This is a genomic window from Nonomuraea sp. B19D2 (assembly GCF_040137845.1).
GTDB lineage: Bacteria > Actinomycetota > Actinomycetes > Streptosporangiales > Streptosporangiaceae > Nonomuraea.
The window spans coordinates 216,443-232,253 of the sequence record NZ_JBEFAK010000004.1; the positions used below are offsets into that span (position 1 = coordinate 216,443).

12 protein-coding genes are annotated in these 15,811 nt (G+C 70.8%); 8 read left to right on the forward strand and 4 right to left on the reverse strand.

All coding sequences use genetic code 11. The features are described 5' to 3' along the window. Positions 1–13: 13 nt before the first annotated feature. Together xseA and ABN273_RS10360 are read right to left on the reverse strand one after the other, a co-directional pair. Positions 14–1,228: an exodeoxyribonuclease VII large subunit gene (gene xseA / locus ABN273_RS10355; RefSeq protein WP_349448463.1), complete on the reverse strand. Its 1,215-nt coding sequence runs from the start codon at positions 1,226–1,228 to the stop codon at positions 14–16. Between the two features lie 26 nt (positions 1,229–1,254). After that, complete coding sequence (locus ABN273_RS10360; protein WP_349448464.1) at positions 1,255–2,163, reverse strand: hypothetical protein; 909 nt, start codon at positions 2,161–2,163, stop codon at positions 1,255–1,257. 100 nt (positions 2,164–2,263) lie between these two features. Between ABN273_RS10360 and ABN273_RS10365 the strand changes: the two genes are divergently transcribed. Further along, complete coding sequence (locus tag ABN273_RS10365) at positions 2,264–3,229, forward strand: 4-hydroxy-3-methylbut-2-enyl diphosphate reductase (protein WP_349448465.1); 966 nt, start codon at positions 2,264–2,266, stop codon at positions 3,227–3,229. Here ABN273_RS10365 and ABN273_RS10370 read toward each other — a convergent pair. Continuing rightward, positions 3,226–3,732 carry a DUF6542 domain-containing protein gene (locus ABN273_RS10370; RefSeq protein ID WP_349448466.1) on the reverse strand — a complete coding sequence of 169 codons (507 nt, stop codon included), beginning with the start codon at positions 3,730–3,732 and terminating at the stop codon, positions 3,226–3,228. The two genes, ABN273_RS10365 and ABN273_RS10370, sit on opposite strands and share 4 nt — an antisense overlap. A gap of 14 nt (positions 3,733–3,746) precedes the next feature. After that, complete coding sequence (locus ABN273_RS10375; protein WP_502910990.1) at positions 3,747–5,003, reverse strand: DNA recombination protein RmuC; 1,257 nt, start codon at positions 5,001–5,003, stop codon at positions 3,747–3,749. Positions 5,004–5,082: 79 nt separating this feature from the next. On the opposite strand from ABN273_RS10375, the gene ychF reads away from it, so the two are divergent. From ychF to ABN273_RS10410, 7 genes are all read left to right on the forward strand, one after another. Continuing rightward, on the forward strand, positions 5,083–6,159 hold the full coding sequence (gene ychF, locus ABN273_RS10380) for a redox-regulated ATPase YchF (protein ID WP_349448467.1): 1,077 nt from the start codon (positions 5,083–5,085) through the stop codon (positions 6,157–6,159). 223 nt (positions 6,160–6,382) lie between these two features. Beyond that, positions 6,383–6,682 (forward strand): hypothetical protein, encoded by a 300-nt coding sequence (locus tag ABN273_RS10385; protein ID WP_349448468.1) that lies wholly within the window; start codon positions 6,383–6,385, stop codon positions 6,680–6,682. 623 nt (positions 6,683–7,305) lie between these two features. Continuing rightward, positions 7,306–8,025, forward strand: coding sequence for a conjugal transfer protein (locus ABN273_RS10390; protein ID WP_349448469.1), 720 nt, complete (start codon positions 7,306–7,308; stop codon positions 8,023–8,025). Between the two features lie 81 nt (positions 8,026–8,106). Beyond that, positions 8,107–8,352: a hypothetical protein gene (locus tag ABN273_RS10395; RefSeq protein ID WP_349448626.1), complete on the forward strand. Its 246-nt coding sequence runs from the start codon at positions 8,107–8,109 to the stop codon at positions 8,350–8,352. Positions 8,353–8,407: 55 nt separating this feature from the next. Next, the gene (locus ABN273_RS10400; protein WP_349448470.1) at positions 8,408–11,065 is read left to right on the forward strand and encodes a TcpE family conjugal transfer membrane protein; all 2,658 of its coding nucleotides are present in this window, start codon (positions 8,408–8,410) and stop codon (positions 11,063–11,065) included. Between the two features lie 47 nt (positions 11,066–11,112). Beyond that, the gene (locus ABN273_RS10405; RefSeq protein WP_349448471.1) at positions 11,113–13,593 is read left to right on the forward strand and encodes an ATP-binding protein; all 2,481 of its coding nucleotides are present in this window, start codon (positions 11,113–11,115) and stop codon (positions 13,591–13,593) included. After that, a complete protein-coding gene (locus ABN273_RS10410) occupies positions 13,590–15,809 on the forward strand; it encodes a type IV secretion system protein (protein WP_349448472.1) in 2,220 nt (739 codons plus the stop codon). The genes ABN273_RS10405 and ABN273_RS10410 overlap by 4 nt, the downstream gene beginning before the upstream one ends. Positions 15,810–15,811: the final 2 nt, after the last annotated feature.

The window sequence follows — 15,811 nt, forward strand, 5'->3', positions numbered from 1 at the left end:
GACCCCGGATCGCTCACGTTTCGCCGGGTTCTTCCGTGCGTACGGTCAGCCGGTCGTCGGTCAGGCGGATCGTCAGCAGGGAGCCGGGGGAGACGTCTTTGGCCAGGCGCACCACCTCGCCCGACGGGTGCTGGACGATGGCGTAACCGCGCTCCAGCGTGGCCGCGGGGGACAGCGCGATCAGGCGGGCACGCAGGTGGGTGAGGTCGTCGCCGGCCCGGTCGAGCGAGCCCGACAGCGAGCGCCTGGCCCGCTCGCGCAGCGAGTCGACCTGCTCGGCCCGGCGCTCCAGCTCGCGGACCGGGTCGGCCAGCGAGGGCCGCGAGCGTACTGACGTGAGCCAGGACATCTCCCGGTCGAGCCAGCCGCTCATCACCCTGCGGCCCCGGTCGCGGAGCTGGCGCACCAGCGTGAGCTGCTCGCCGACGTCGGGCACGACCTTCTTGGCCGCGTCTGTGGGGGTGGAGGCGCGCAGGTCGGCCACCAGGTCGAGCAGCGGGCTGTCCTGCTCGTGGCCGATGGCGCTCACCACGGGGGTGCGGCAGGCGGCCACCGAGCGTACGAGCGTCTCGTCGGAGAACGGCAGGAGGTCCTCCAGCGAGCCGCCGCCGCGGGCGATGACGATCACGTCGACCGAGGAGTCGGCGTCGAGCTTGCGCAGCGCCTCGGTCACCTCGCCCACCGCGTAGGGGCCCTGGACGGCCACCTCCTCGACCTTGAACCGCACGGCGGGCCAGCGCCTGCGGGAGTTTTCCAGCACGTCGCGCTCGGCCGCGGAGTCACGGCCGCAGATGAGCCCGATCGTGCTGGGCAGGAACGGCAGCCGCCGCTTCCTGTCGGCGTTGAACAGCCCCTCGGTGGCCAGCAGCTGCCTGAGCCGCTCCAGCCTGGCCAGCAGCTCGCCCACGCCGACGGGGCGGATCTCCAGCGCGGTGAAGGCGAACGAGCCTCTGTTGACCCAGAAGTCGGGCTTGACCTGCATCACGACCCTGGCGCCGTCGGCCGGCCGCGGCGTGGCGGCTTCGTAGACGCCGCGCGGGGTGGTGACCTTGGCCGACACGTTGGCGACCGGGTCGCGCAGCGTCATGAACACCGTGCCGCCGCGCGCGCTGAGGTCGGTGATCTGGCCCTCGACCCAGACCGTGCCGAGTCTGCCGATCCATCCGCCCACCATCTGAAGGACCGTGCGGATCGGCAGGGGAGACTCGGGTGAGGTCTTCTCGGTCATGGCGAAAGGCTACGGGGTCGGAGTGACTATTCTCCGGCCTGCAGCTTCGCCAGGCGGTTCTCGAACATCTTGATCACCTCGGGGCGGGCCTTCGTGGCCTTCTCGAAGGCGAGGAAGTCGCCGATCTGCTCGGCGGTCTTGCCGCGCATCCTGGCGCGCAGGGACGCGACGGTCAGCTCGGAGTAGCCGGGCAGCGGCTCGGCCAGGTCCGCGGGGACGCTTGCGGCGGTCGGCTCGGCGGCGGCCGCGGGCTCCTCGGCCGGCTTCTCCGCGGGCTTCTTGGCCGCGGCGGGCTTCCTGGTGGTCTTGCGGGCGGCCTTCGGCTTGACCTCGGGTGCCTCCTCCACGACGGCGGCCTTCGCCTCGGCCTCAGCAGGCTTCTCCGCGACGGCAGGCTCTTCCGTGACGGCAGTCTTCTCCGCGACGGCGGGCTCCTCCGCGGCGGCGGGCTCCACGACGGTGGCCGTGGGCTCGGCGGCGGCCTTGGGCTCGGCCGCGGGCTCCTCCGCGACCGCGGGCTTGGACGCGACGGGGGTCTCGGCGTCGGCGGTGGCCGCGGACTCGGACTTGCCGGCCGGGGTGAAGATGACCGGGTCGGGCTTGGTCTTGGCGGCGCCGTTGGGCTCGGCCGCGCCGGGGCGCGGCGCGAAGATCACCGGCTCCTTGCGGGCGGGCTTGTCCTCCTCCGCGGCCGGAGCCGCGGCCACCTGGTCGGCGGCGGAGGGACGCGAGTCGTGCGACTCCTCCTCGCGCTCCTCCTTGTTGCCCAGGTTCTTGATGGAGTTCTTCACCCGGTCGACGACCAGCAGCGCCTGGCCGGCCGCGCTGAGCGTGGTCTGGATGACGAGGAGCGGAAGGTCCTTGGCCTTCTCCTTCAACTCGTCCTTGTTGGTGACGGTCTTAGCGATGTTGCGTATCACGTCGCTGAGGGACATGACGTCTCCCTGGGAGGTCAGTATGGGACGGCTAGTCTGGCAAACCGCGGGCAACCACGCACGCGCGGGCCTGATGGCCGCTCCACGTAGCATAGAAAGTATGGAGCCCCAGACCCCTACTTCCCGCCGAGTACTCGTAGCCAAGCCCCGCGGCTACTGTGCCGGAGTCGATCGAGCCGTGGTAGCGGTCGAGAAGGCTTTGGAGCAGTATGGTGCGCCGATCTACGTACGCAAGCAGATCGTCCACAACACCCACGTCGTCAAGACGCTCGAGGCCAGGGGCGCCATCTTCGTGGACGAGACCGAGGAGGTCCCCGAGGGTGAGATCGTGGTGTTCTCCGCCCACGGCGTGTCCCCGGCCGTGCACGAGGAGGCCAGACAGCGCGGGCTGCGCACCGTCGACGCCACCTGCCCGCTGGTCACCAAGGTGCACAACGAGGCGAGACGGTTCGCGAGCCAGGACTACGACATCCTCCTGATCGGGCACGAAGGCCACGAGGAGGTCGAGGGCACCTCCGGCGAGGCCCCTGACCACATCCAGCTCGTCGACGGGCTCGACGCGGTCGACAAGGTGCAGGTGAAGGACCCGAGCAAGCTGGTGTGGCTGTCGCAGACCACGCTGTCGGTCGACGAGACCACCGAGACGGTGTCCCGGCTCAAGGAGCGCTTCCCCACGCTGATCGACCCGCCGAGCGACGACATCTGCTACGCCACGCAGAACCGGCAGGTGGCGGTCAAGGAGATCGCCGCCGAGGCGCAGCTCGTCATCGTGGTCGGCTCGGAGAACTCGTCAAACTCCAAGCGTCTGGTCGAGGTGGCCAAGGACTACGGCGCGCAGGCGTCATACCTGGTCGACAACGCCACCTTCATCCGCGACGAGTGGCTCGAAGGCGTCACCACGGTCGGCGTCACCAGCGGCGCCTCCGTCCCGGAGGAGCTGGTCGAGGAGGTGCTGGCGCGGCTGGCCCAGCACGGGTTCGGCGACGTGACCGAGGTCGAGTCGGTGCAGGAGAGCATGCGCTTCGCCCTGCCCCACGAGCTGCGCAAGGACCTGCGGGCGTCCTAGTCGTCCCCGCGCGGCGTCCCGTACACCTTGGGCTCGAAGTAGCCCTCCGGCTCGGGCACGAACGTCTGTCGCGGGCGCGGTGCCTCCGCGCCCGCCTTCAGCTCTTCCCGTAGGTCGCGTACGTTGTCGCGCAGCCCGCGCCGCCAGGCGACGCCCAGCACGACGGCCGAGCCCGCGAACAGCCAGGGCGCGCCGCTGGTCAGCGACGTGTAGAGGCCCAGCGCCAGCGACTGCACGATCGACACCGAGCCGAACGCCCGCCCGAGCTCGACGAAGAGCGTGGCGCAGAAGAACACCAGCGGCGGCGTCACCACCAGCGACAGCAGCTCGCGCCGGTTGACCATGAGCACGCCCAGCAGGCTCGACAGCACGAAGGCCGCGCCCACGATGTGCTGGATGCCGAGCAGCGCCGCCAGCACGTATCCCGCCAAGGTGGAGACCAGGGCGAGCGCGATGGCGCCGCGAGCGGTCAGCCTGACCGCGGAACGCCTTTTCTCACCCAATGCCCCACCCCCATTTATTGCGACCCGTTGGCCAACTTACCGTTCGAGTGGGAAAGCAGAGGCGAGGTTTCCAGCAGTTCCGGGGATGCCAGGGGTCTGGGCAGGTCTTCGAGCATGTCGGGCGAGTCGAGATCGCGGTCCACGACGCCCAGATCGTGCAACTTGCGCGCGGTGACCAGGACGCGGCTTTCGAGCGACCCGACCGATTTGTTGTACGCCTCCACGGCCCGCGTCAGTGCCCTCCCGAGCGAGTCGACGTTCCTGCCCAGGGAGGACAGCCGCTCGTACAGCTCCTTGCCCAGCTCGAACACCGCCCGCGCGTTCTCGCTCAGCGCGGCCTGCTGCCAGGCGTAGTGGGCGGTGCGCAGCATCGTGATCAGCGTCGTCGGCGTGGCGATGTGGACCCGGCGCGTCATGGCGTACTCCAGCAGCCCGGGATCGCGCTCGAGCGCCGGGGCCAGGAACGCCTCACCGGGGATGAACAGCACCACGAACTCCGGCGACGGGTTGAACCCCTGCCAGTAGGACTTGGCCGCCAGCCGGTCGATGTGCTCGCGTACGTGCCTGGCGTGGGCGTCGAGCCGGACCGAGGCGAGTGACTCGTCGGCGGCCTCCGCGGCCTCCAGATAGGCCGCCAGCGAGACTTTGGAGTCGACCACGATGTTCTTGCCCCCGGCGAGCCTGACAACCATGTCGGGCCGCATGGAGCCCTCTGTGACCTGCTCGTCGAAGTCGCAGTGGCGCTGCATGCCGGCGATCTCGGCGACCCTGCGCAACTGGAGCTCGCCCCACCTGCCGCGCGCCTCCGGCCGTTGCAGGGCCCTGACGAGGGCGGTGGTCTGGGAACGCAGCTGCTCGTTGCTCTGCCGTACGAACTCCATCTGCTTGGCCAGCTCGGCGCGGGCCGCGCGCTGGCCCGACTCGGTGTCGCGCAGCTGCGACTCGACCCGCGCCAGCGCGTCCTTCAGCGGCTCCACCAGGTGCTCGACGGCCTGCCTGCGCTGCTCCAGGTCGCCCGCGGCCTCCGCGCGCGTGGCCGCCAGCCTGGTCTCGGCCAGCTCGAGGAATCGCACGTTGTTGACGTCGAGGGCGCGCGTGGACAGGGCCTGGAAGCGCTCGGCGAGCTGCTCCTCGACATAGACCAGCTTGTCGGCGGCCGACTTGGCCCGCGCGTCGGCCTCGGCCACCCGCACCGCCGCCCGCGTCCTGGCCACCAGGAACCCGATGACGAGACCGGCGGCCAGACCGATGAGAAGCGAGACGATGTCCACTCGATCGATGATTGCAGGACTCCGGCGCACCGTTCCCGCCCGACACGCCCGTTACGCACAGCACGTAAACTTGACACCCGTGAGTCTCTCCATCGGTATCGTCGGTCTGCCCAACGTCGGCAAGTCCACGCTCTTCAACGCGCTGACTAAGTCCGGCAACGCGCTCGCCGCGAACTACCCGTTCGCCACCATCGAGCCGAACGTGGGCATCGTGGGCGTGCCCGACGACCGCCTGCCCAAGCTGGCCGAGATCTTCGGCTCGGTCCGGATCCTGCCCGCCAAGGTCGAGTTCGTCGACGTCGCGGGCCTGGTCAAGGGAGCGTCGGAGGGGCAGGGCAGGGGTAACCAGTTCCTCGCCAACATCCGCGACACCGACGCGATCTGCCAGGTCGTACGCGTCTTCAGCGACCCGGACGTCACGCACGTGGACGGCGAGATCTCCCCCAAGCGCGACATCGAGACCATCAACACCGAGTTGATCATGGCCGACCTGCAGACGGTCGAGAAGGCCATCCCGCGCCTGCAGAAGGAGGCGCGCAACAACAAGGACAAGAAGGCCGCGCTCGAGGCCGCGGAGGCCGCTCTGAGCGTGCTGGAGACCGGCAAGACCATCTTCGAGAGCGGGCTCGACCGCGAGGGGCTGCGCGACCTCCACCTGCTGACGGCCAAGCCGTTCCTGTACGTGTTCAACCTCGACGCCGACGAGCTGACCGACGCCGGGTTCAGGGAGCAGCTGTCGACGCTGGTCGCGCCCGCCGAGGCGGTCTTCATGGACGCCAAGATCGAGTCGGAGCTGGTCGAGCTCGACGAGGAGGAGGCACTGGAGCTGCTCCAGTCCGTCGGCCAGGAGGAGTCGGGGCTGCGGCAGCTGGCCAGGGTCGGCTTCGACACGCTCGGCCTGCAGACATACCTCACGGCCGGGCCGAAGGAGACCAGGGCCTGGACGATCCCCAAGGGCGCCACCGCGCCCGAGGCGGCCGGCGTGATCCACACCGACTTCCAGCGCGGCTTCATCAAGGCCGAGGTCGTCTCCTTCGACGACCTGGTCGAGGCCGGCTCCATCGCCAGCGCCCGCTCGGCGGGCAAGGCCCGCATCGAGGGCAAGGACTACGTGATGCGCGACGGCGACGTGGTGGAGTTCCGCTTCAACGTCTGAGCGCCTCAGCCGACGGGGGCTGCCGCGTGTCTCCGGGTCAATCACGCAGCGTTGTCATTCGCTACGCTAAGTTGCCACGGTGGACGGCGGTGAAGCCCCCTCAGACGTCTGGTCCCGGGATTTGATACGACGTCTCTGATGCCGGGAAAACTGATGCGTCAACCACTTTGGGCCCCCGCGCGTCGAATCGTCACGGCGTTCACGCTGACTCGGGAGGCCCTCAATGATCCGTCGCATCATCCGGAAACGACGCCCCGCGCCCACGCTCGCGGGCATCAGCCTTGAGGAGGAGCTCGCCCTGATCAGGGTCGAGCTCATGTACGGCCTGCGCGTCAACCGCGAGGCGTACCTCCGCAGGAAGGTCGACGAGCGCAACGAGATGGCGACGCGCATGCGTGAGCGTGATGCCGCCGAGATGCTGGCGGACCTGCGCGGCTCCCTGGAGCGGGCGGTGCAGCCGACGGTCGTGGACCTGCACAGCAGGCGGCCGCCGAGGCCCACTCAGGACCCGGAGCCCGCCTGACGGCCGGGGGTCGCCGCGCGATCCATACCAAATCCGCAGGTCGCGAGAGTCCATGCCTGTTGGACAGGAATTCGTGACTGTCGCGCTATGCGCTTTCAGGCGTCTGGCCTGGTCAAAAGCCGATTCCACTGGGAACTGACAGGAATCGGCAATGGCGCCTGCCGTCCGATCCGGTTTGCCGTCAGGTCGGTCATGCCGCAGCATGGGCGTGGCTTTCCTGGAAGAATGGCGGAGACCGGATAGGGTGACTACTTCACCGCGGATGATGGGGATCGGCAACGGACGACACCGCGCCAGCCGGGGGGATCGGCGCGAGCGGAGGCGTGATGGCTCGTAGGTCTACCGTCCAGCACGATCCTCGGATCGCTGGCGACCCCGAGCTTTCCGCGCGCCTCGACACAGCTGACTTCGACGCGCCGCCGCCCCCAAGGCCGCGGCGCGGCGGCTGGTCGGGCGGCGGCGGACGGTGGCTGGTATGGGTCGGCCGCATCGTTCTCTGGGCGCTTATTGTGGTTATCGTAGTGAATGGGGTTCGTGCCCCATTTGAGCGATTTACCCAGCAAGAGACTGCGACGCCCAATGCCGTTACCCCAGCTCACCATGGATTTCCCGCGGACCGGGGCATGGCTTTCGCCGCCCAGTTCGCCGGGGTCTATCTCAATTTCAATCCGGAAGACGCGGCCAGCAGGTCGGGCAAGCTCGCCGCGTTCCTGGCCGACGGCATGGACCCGCAAATGGGGTGGGACGGCTACGGCAAGCTCGCGGCCGTCGCCATCCAGCCGTACGACATCGAGGCGAGCGACGCCCGCAACGCGGTGGTGAGCGTGGCCTTCCAGTCAGGCCGGCGCAGGCTGATGTTGTCCGTCCCGGTCTACTACTCGGGCGATGACGCCGGCGGCAGGTTCGCCGTCGTCGGCCGGCCCGCGGTCCTGCCCGCCCCTGCCCCGGCCGACGTGCCGCAACTGGCCGCGCCGGAGACCGACGAGGCGACCGCGAGCGAGCTCAAGGAGCAACTGAAGGGCTTCTTCACCGACTACGCCCTCGGTGACACCGCCGGCCTGCAGCGCTATGTCGCCGCGGGCAAGACTCTGCCGAGCTTCGGCGGCACGTTCACGTTCAAGGAGCTGAAGAAGGTCGTGGTGCCTGTGGGGGGTGCCACACGAGAGATCCAGGCGGTCGTGGTGTGGGTCGTGCCCAACAACGAGACGCCCGCCACCCCCGGGACCACCGACCCGGCGACGGTGGGCGGCACGCTGGAGATGGCCTACCGGCTGACCGTCGAGAAGCAGGGCGACAAGTGGTTCGTCGCCGACATCCGCGGCGCCGGTCGGGTCGTTGGATAGAGGCACGGCCGCGCTGCTGATCGATACCCCCCGGGAGGACAAGAAGTGACCTTGAAGACCGTAGTGCTCACCTTGATCGAAATGTCGCCGACGCCGGCACCGACAGGCCCGGACACCGGAGGGCTTGCCAACTTCCTGCGCAGCTTCTTCGCCCCTTTGTTCCTGGTTGTCGTCTCCGTGGTCGCGCTCTTCTTTCTCTTCACCCGCGAGATCACGCGATTCGTGCAGTTCCTCATACTTGCTGTAGCCATCGGAGTGATCTTCTACGTTCCCAACATCATCGAGGTGACGGCGAAGGCGATCGCCGGCGCACTGGGCATCAAGTAAGGGTTGAGACCGCTCCGCGGCGGTCATGTACGAGCGGGTGGAGAGGAGGACCGGCGTGGACCTGCCCACATATACGAACATCTGGCGGATCGAGAAGCGGCTCTACAAGCTGTACGACCTACGGCTGCCGATGCCGCTCCCGATCGTCTGGATCGGCGTGTTCGTCGGGGTGTTCGTCCCGTGGTCGCTCCTGCTGGTCCTGGTGGGCGTGCCGGTGGAGATGCCCTGGCACGTGCTGTTCCTCGTGCCGCCGGGGATCGTGACCTGGTTGTCCACCCGTCCCGTCATCGAGGGCAAGCGGCTCACCGAGCTCCTCGAGTCCCAGCTCCGCTATCTGGGCCAGCCGAAGGCGTGGTACCGCCTCGCGCCCACGTCGGAGCCCGAGACGATCACCTTCTCCGCCCGCGTCTGGCGCACCATGCCCGCTCGGGCCAAGTCGAAGGCGCCCCGCAAGGCCCGCCAGCCGCAGCGGTGGCGCGAGGGCCAGCGGATCGCCGGTCCCCGCCAGGTCCGCCCTGCGGTCGCGGCCGCGGCTGCCGCCGCCTCCCAGGCTCCCGTGGCGGAGCCGACCACCAGCCGCTGGGGCACCCGCCGCGGTACGGCGCCCGCTCTCAAGGCCCGGACACGCCAGGCGGCCCCGCCCCCGGCCCCAGGGTCCAAGTCGGGTGTGCTGCGGCGCGAGGAAGCCCTTCCAGGCGGCTCTGGACGCCGCCAGGAGGCGCCGCGGGCCGCGGCGCACGAGGGATTGACGGCCGAGCCCGTCGCCCTGGAGCGCAGCGGCACAACGGGCGCCGGCGTCCGGGAGCGTGGTGGCGCGGGAGAGGCCGCCGTTGTGCGGGAGCGTGGCGGCACCAGGGAGGCCGCCCCCGCTGCCCGGGCACACGTCGCGGCGCAGGAGCCCCCTGTCGAGGAGCGGGGCCAGGAGGCCGTACCGGGGGCCGGGGACGGATCGCCCGATGAGGCGCCGACCGCGCGTGCGGCCGCTGTGCCGCTCAACGCGGGGGACGACCGCAAGGCCGCCACCGGCAAGCCCATCGACACCGAGGCGTTGCGGCGGCTGAGGAAGCTCGCGGCGAGCGCCGACGCCCCTCCCGAGCCGGCGGGACGCCCGGAGGGGGAGCGGCGTGAGGACGAGCGGCCCGAGGACGAGGTCGCGCGAGACCAGCACAGGAAGGGACAACCGCCCCGGCTGGGCCCGGCGCCGGTGCTGCCGGGCACGAAGCGCGTCTGGCCCCCGCTCAACCCCGACGCCAAGCCGCTGCCCCGACCCGCTGCCCCCAAGCACGCCCGAACGGAGGACGCCCCTACTGCCGCTGACTCGCCCGCCACGCAGGACCCGGCCGAGCCGCCGGGCACCGCGTCGGGCGCCCCGGAAGTGGCCGGTGTCCCGATCGGTGCCGGCAGCCCGCGGCAGGATGGCGAGGTCGCTGACGCGCGAGGCGGTGTGGAGGCGCCGGGATCCGGTGCGGCAGGCGGCGAATTGGAGCGGTCGGTGGCGCGGCGCCCGGGCGCTGTGCCGGAGGGCGTGGCGCATGACGCGTCGCAGAGCGGCGGCCCGCAGGGGATTGCCACCGTGCCCGATGATGCCGACGCCCAAGGGCTCGCCGAGCCGGCGGGGGACTCGGACACCCGTCGAACCGCAGAGCCGGCGGGCGACTCGGACGCCGACCGTGGTGGGTCGGGTGATGATCGGCGTGACGGGGCCGGTGGGCTGGTGGCGCCCGTGCCTGTGCCCAGGCCCAGTGAGGGCCGGGTGCGGCGGGTCGAGTCCGTGGTGGGACGCGACTCCGGCGGGTGGCGGCGGATCGCTCAGGTGGTCGTCGGCGGCGGCGGGGTGCGCACCGACGGTTCCGAGATCGACGAGGCCAGGGCCAGGGGCGTGTTCAGCGGCAGCCGCAGGGTCGTGGTCCTGGGCTGCACCGGCGGCGCGGGACAGAGCACGACGGCGCTCATGCTCGGCCACACCTTCGCCACATACCGCGACGACAGGGTCGTCGCCGTGGACGCCAGCACCGGCGGCAGCACCCTGACCAGCAAGATCCAGCCGGAGACGCCCGAAACCCTCACCTCGCTGCTGTCCGGGCTCGACCGCGTCAGCGGGTATCTCACGATGCGTGGGTACACGACGAGGACCGCCTCGGGGCTCGAGGTGATCAGCGCGGACACCGACGCGGGTGCCGAGCAGCGGCTGGCGGACCGGTCGTTCTTCTCCGACCACCGGCTGGGCGAGTCCATGCGCCTGCTCGACCGCCACTACAAGCTCGCCGTCATCGACCCGGCCCCCGCGCTGGCGGCCAGGTTGCTGCCGTACGCGGACCAGCTCGTCCTCGTGGTCCCCGCGAGCGAGGAGGCGTCCGAGGCGGTGGCGATGACGTACGAGTGGCTCGACGGGCACGGCTGCGCGGACCTGCGCAGGCGCGCGGTCATGGTGGTCAACGGCGTGAGCAGGCGCTCGATGGCCGACGTCGAGCAGGCGGAGTCGGTGGCCAGGGGCAGGTGCCGGGCCATCGTCAGGGTCCCCTGGGAGGACGGCCTGGCGCCCGACGGCGCGGAGGTCGTCGACCCCGGGCAGTTGCGCGCGGCCGGTAGGCGGGCCTTCCTCGCCCTCGCCGGCGTCGTGGTCGCGGGCTTCGCGGCACAGGCACAGACCGTCCGAGCGAGCGAAGAGGAGTTGGCGAGTGACCCCCCGGGCACGAGAATCGGTGAGCGATAAGTGAACAAGCGAGCAGGTCTGGCCCGTTCATGCGCCGAGGGGGCGGCATGAGCAGGGCGTCACGAGCGCACCAGCGCCTCGCGGTCCGCTATTTCGACGACCGCATCCTGCTCACAGACACCAGCGCATGGGCGTACTTCCGCCTCCCGACGGTCAGCTACGAGTTCGTCACCCCGGAGGAGCGCGAGGCGCTGGCCACCAACATCACGATCGCGCTGGCCGCGATCAGGATGCCCGACGCGGAGGTCCACCTGAGGGTCGCGCACCGCACGTACCCCGCGGCGGAGTGGGCCATGGCGCTCAATGCCACGTCCGACGAGGGGCCCGGCTGGCGCGACTATCTGGAGGAGATGTACCGGCACGTCTGGGCGAAGGACTTCTGGTCCAAGGAGGTCTTCCTCGGCGTACGGCTCGGCCCGCGCGGCAAGCAGCTCGGCGCCGGCGTGCTCGCCCAGGTCTTCGGCTTCTACCAGAAGACCGAGAAGGCGCTCGGCATGGACGACGACCACGTGCCCGACAGCGAGATCGGGCGGTGGACCGAGTCCGCCGAACGCCTCGGCAGAGCGCTGGCGTCCAGCGCCCTCTACGCCAGGCACGCCACCTCCGTCGAGGTGGCGTGGTTGTTCCAGCACGCGGCCGCGGGCGCGCTCGGCGACCCGCCGCCGAGCGCCAGCCCGAAGCGGCGCTGGGGCAGGGGCGAGATCGAGGCGCTGGTGGAGGGGGAGATCCACAACGGCAGGTCGCTGCTGCGCATCGTGCAGCCGCAGGGCGACTCGTACGTGGCCTACCTGTCGTTCGCCCGCTTCCCCGACCTCATGCCGTTCCCCGACGGTGAGCCGTGGATGCACTTCGCCGACCAGCTCCCGTTCCCCGTGGAGATCTCCTCGCGGATGCGGCTCATCCCACCGGTCAAGGCGTCCAAGGACGTCGCGCGCAAGCTCGCGCACGCCCGCGACATGGACCACCACATCCGCGAGGCCGGCGCGGAGGCGCCGCTCGCGCTGGCCGAGCAGATCGACGCGGCCCGGCTGCTTGAGCACGGCATCACGAAGGAGCGGCTGCCCTTCGTGTACGGCTGGCACCGCCTGGTCGTGTCGGCCCCCACCGAGGACATCTGCGTGCAGCGCGTCGAGGCGGTCGTCGAGCACTACCGCGACATGGGCATCGACGTGGTCAACTCGACGGGCGACCAGTTCTCGTTGTTCTGCGAGTCGCTGCCGGGCGAGAAGGTACGCGTCAACGCCTACGCTCAGCGGCAGCCGCTGCGCACGATCGCGGGCGGCATGGCCACCGCCACGGTCGACCTCGGCGACCGGCTCGACGACGGTGGCAAGGAAGGCTGGCTCGGCCCGTACATCGGCGAGACCGTCGGCAGGGCCCGCAGCATCGTGCACTTCGACCCGCTGGTCGCGGCCACCCGGAACCGGCCGACCGCCATCGCGATCACCGGCGAGCCCGGCGGCGGCAAGACCACGCTCGCGCTGCTGATGATCTACCAGATGGCGCTCAGGGGCGTGACGGTCGCGGTGATCGACCCGAAGGGCGACGCGGAGTCGCTGGTGCGGCTGCTGGAGAAGCGCGGCCGCAAGGCCCGCGTCATCCCGCTGGGGTCGGCGGCGCCGGGGCTGCTCGACCCGTTCTCGTTCGGCGACGACATCGCGGCGAAGAAGACCATGGCCACCGAGACGCTGCGGCTGCTGCTCCCGCGCATGTCGGAGGAGCGCGAGTCGGCGATGATCCAGGCGGTGGCCGCGGTGTCCAACGGCCCCGACCCCTCGCTCGGCAAGGTCGTCGACTTCCTGGAGCAGGCCGACGACCCCGCGTCGAAGAACCTGGGCGCCGTGCTGCGCTCCATGTCGGAGATGCACCTGGCCAGGCTCTGCTTCGACCCCTCCGGCGGCGACCAGATCGACAGCGAGGGGTGGACGACGGTGTTCACGCTGGGCGGGCTCACGCTGCCCGACGTGGCCACGACCAGGGACGACTACTCCTACGAGCAGCGGCTGTCGGTGGCGCTGCTCTACCTGGTCTCCCAGTTCGCGCGCAGGCTGATGAACGGCCTCGACCGGCGTGCCCCCAAGGCGATCTTCCTGGACGAGGCGTGGGCGATCACCTCCACGCCCGAGGGCGCCAAGCTGGTGCCCGAGGTCAGCCGGATGGGCCGCTCCCGCAACACCGCTCTCGTGCTGGTCTCCCAGAACGCGGGAGACCTGCTGAACGAGCAGGTGACCAACTGCCTGTCGTCCGTCTTCGCGTTCAGGTCCACCGAACGGGTGGAGGTGGATCACGTCATGTCCCTGCTCGGGGTGGAGCCGTCGGAGGAGCACAAGGCCGTGCTGCGCTCGCTCGGAAACGGCGAATGCGTATTCCGTGATCTGGATGGCAGGGCGGGGCGGATCGGAGTAGACCTGATCTCCGAGGAACTTCTCCGATGGCTCGACACGAACCCGACACACGACAAACCCGACGGTGCCGGGCATGATGATCTTCAAGGGGGCGTGAGCAGAGCGCAGGAGGTACGGTCATGAAGATCCGGCTATCGCGACGACTCGCGCTGGCTCTCGCGCTCGTGACAGGCATCCTCGTGGTGCCGATCGTCGTGGGCGGCCTGTCGGCCCCGGCCGCCGCGGCCCCGTGTGACCTGTCGGGCCCGCTCAACCCCGAGATGGTCGGGGGCGGCCTGGACGGCCTGATCCAGGCGCCCGCCCAGGCCGGGGCGCAGGCGCCGACCACCAACTACTCCCAGTTCGGGATGAGCGGCCAGTTCTGGCACACCCACGACCTGAGCTGCTCCGACTACGTCGCCGTGCTCGGCAACATGTGGGCCAACGGCATCTTCACCGCGGCCAAGGCCGTCGACCGGCTGACGATCACCACGTACCAGGCCGCCGCGACCGAGGGACCGCTCCAGTCGATCAAGGACGTCGTCGACGACATCGTCACGAACCTCTCCAAGGCCATGTACTGGCCCTTCCTCCAGCCGGTCGTCATCCTCGGCGCCATCTGGCTGGCCTGGTACGGGCTGATCCGCAAGCGGGCCACCACGACCGCCGAGGGCGTGATCTGGATGGTGCTGGCCGTCACCGTGGCGGTCTGGTTCCTCAGCCGTCCCGGCGACTTCACCGGCCTGGGCAAGGTCGTCACGGACAAGACCGGCGAGGTCGTCAACTCGGCCTTCTCCGGTCTGCCCGGCGCGGGCGGCGCCTCCTGCCTGCCCCCTCCCGGCCAGGCCGCCCCGGAGGTCAAGCCCGGCGGGTACGCCCAGGCCGGCACGCCGGGCGTCGACCAGAACGCCGACGCGCTGTGGTCCACGCTGGTCTGCAAGCCGTGGCTGGTGGGCCTGTTCGGCACCGCCGACCCGCAGCAGCCCATCGTGCGCGACTGGGGCCGCAAGGTGCTGGAGATGCAGTCGATCCCGCGGACCGCGGCCGGCCAGCCGGCGCCTGACAGGGGAGCCCGCCAGTCGGAGTACGCCTCGCTGGCGGAGAAGCTGAAGAACGACCCCGTCTACGCGGTTTTCTCCGGCCGCGACTGGTCCAACAGGCTCGGCGTGGCCGTCGGCGCGTTCATCGCGGCCATCGTGGCCGGGGTGCTCATCTTCCTGGTGGCGGTCTCGCTGCTGGTGCTGAAGGTGGGCTTCCTGCTGCTGCTGATACTCGGGCCCGTGTTCCTGCTGATCGGCGTGCATCCGGGCAGCGGCCGGATCGTCGCCATGCGCTGGGTGGAGATGCTCATCGGCACGCTGCTCAGGCAGGCCGTGCTCACGCTGGTGCTCAGCGTCCTCGTGTACGGGTACGCGCTGATCATCTCCACGGCCATGCCATGGGGCATGCAGGTGCTGTTCATGGCCCTGCTGACGATCGCGGTGTTCTTCTACCGCAGGCCGTTCCAGCACCTGTTCGCCTCCATCAGCGGTCACTCGGTCGCCACGCGCATGCTCGGCGAGGCCGCGAGCTCGTCCGTGCTCGAGCGCTCGGCAGGCGTGCTGCCGCCGGTCGCCTCGGCCAGGATCGGCCGATGGGGGCTGCGCAAGGCCGAGCCGCTCATCAGGGCGGCCGGCGCGGGCAACCCGGCGGGAGCGGCGGCCACGGCCGCGGCCACCGCGGGGCAGGCCCGGGTACGCGCCGAGGAGGGCGAGGGCGCCACCACGGGTGCCAGGATCCCCGCCACGGCGGCGCCGCTGGACACCGACCAGCAGGGCGGCAAGGGGGGCGCCAGGGCGCCGCTGGAGCCGCGCAGGGGCACGGCGCCGCCGCTCAACCTGGGCACGCCCACCCGCACGCGCGGTCCCGCGGCGAGCGGCCCTCGGGTGGCCGGCACGTCCGGCGCCGCCCCGTCCGGCGGTGGGTCCGGCGGCTCGGGGGGCGGCTGGTTCGGCGGCGGGTCCGGCGGCGGCTGGGCGTCCCGTGGCGGCTCGCCGTCGAGGGGCGGCTCGTCCGGGGGGGCGCGCGGCTCCCGGTTCGGCGGCTCGGGCGGCACGCGCTCGCGCGGGTCCGGCGGCGGGCTGTTCGGCGGCTCCGGGTCGGGCGGCGGCTCGAGGTCCGGCGGCGGGTCCCGGCCGAACGGCGGTTCGAGGGTGCCGGGCAGCTCGCCGGGCCTCCGGATCTTCGGTTCCGACGAGCCGTCGTCCCGCACTTCCGAGGCCCCGCCGCTCTGGCTGCGCAGCAGCAGCAACGGCAACGGCTCCGGAGGTGACAGCCCCTCCGTGCCGTTCTGGCTCAAACCGAGCAAGGACAAGGACTGAAC

What these genes read in the sequence shown, in the direction of transcription:
- ABN273_RS10390 (WP_349448469.1), top strand. Translation starts at nt 7,306, where the DNA reads ATGGCTTTCGCCGCCCAGTTCGCCGGGGTCTATCTCAATTTCAATCCG.
- ABN273_RS10405 (WP_349448471.1), top strand. Translation starts at nt 11,113, where the DNA reads ATGAGCAGGGCGTCACGAGCGCACCAGCGCCTCGCGGTCCGCTATTTC.
- ABN273_RS10365 (WP_349448465.1), top strand. Translation starts at nt 2,264, where the DNA reads ATGGAGCCCCAGACCCCTACTTCCCGCCGAGTACTCGTAGCCAAGCCC.
- ABN273_RS10410 (WP_349448472.1), top strand. Translation starts at nt 13,590, where the DNA reads ATGAAGATCCGGCTATCGCGACGACTCGCGCTGGCTCTCGCGCTCGTG.
- xseA (WP_349448463.1), bottom strand. Translation starts at nt 1,228, where the DNA reads ATGACCGAGAAGACCTCACCCGAGTCTCCCCTGCCGATCCGCACGGTC.
- ABN273_RS10385 (WP_349448468.1), top strand. Translation starts at nt 6,383, where the DNA reads ATGATCCGTCGCATCATCCGGAAACGACGCCCCGCGCCCACGCTCGCG.
- ABN273_RS10395 (WP_349448626.1), top strand. Translation starts at nt 8,107, where the DNA reads ATGTCGCCGACGCCGGCACCGACAGGCCCGGACACCGGAGGGCTTGCC.
- ABN273_RS10360 (WP_349448464.1), bottom strand. Translation starts at nt 2,163, where the DNA reads ATGTCCCTCAGCGACGTGATACGCAACATCGCTAAGACCGTCACCAAC.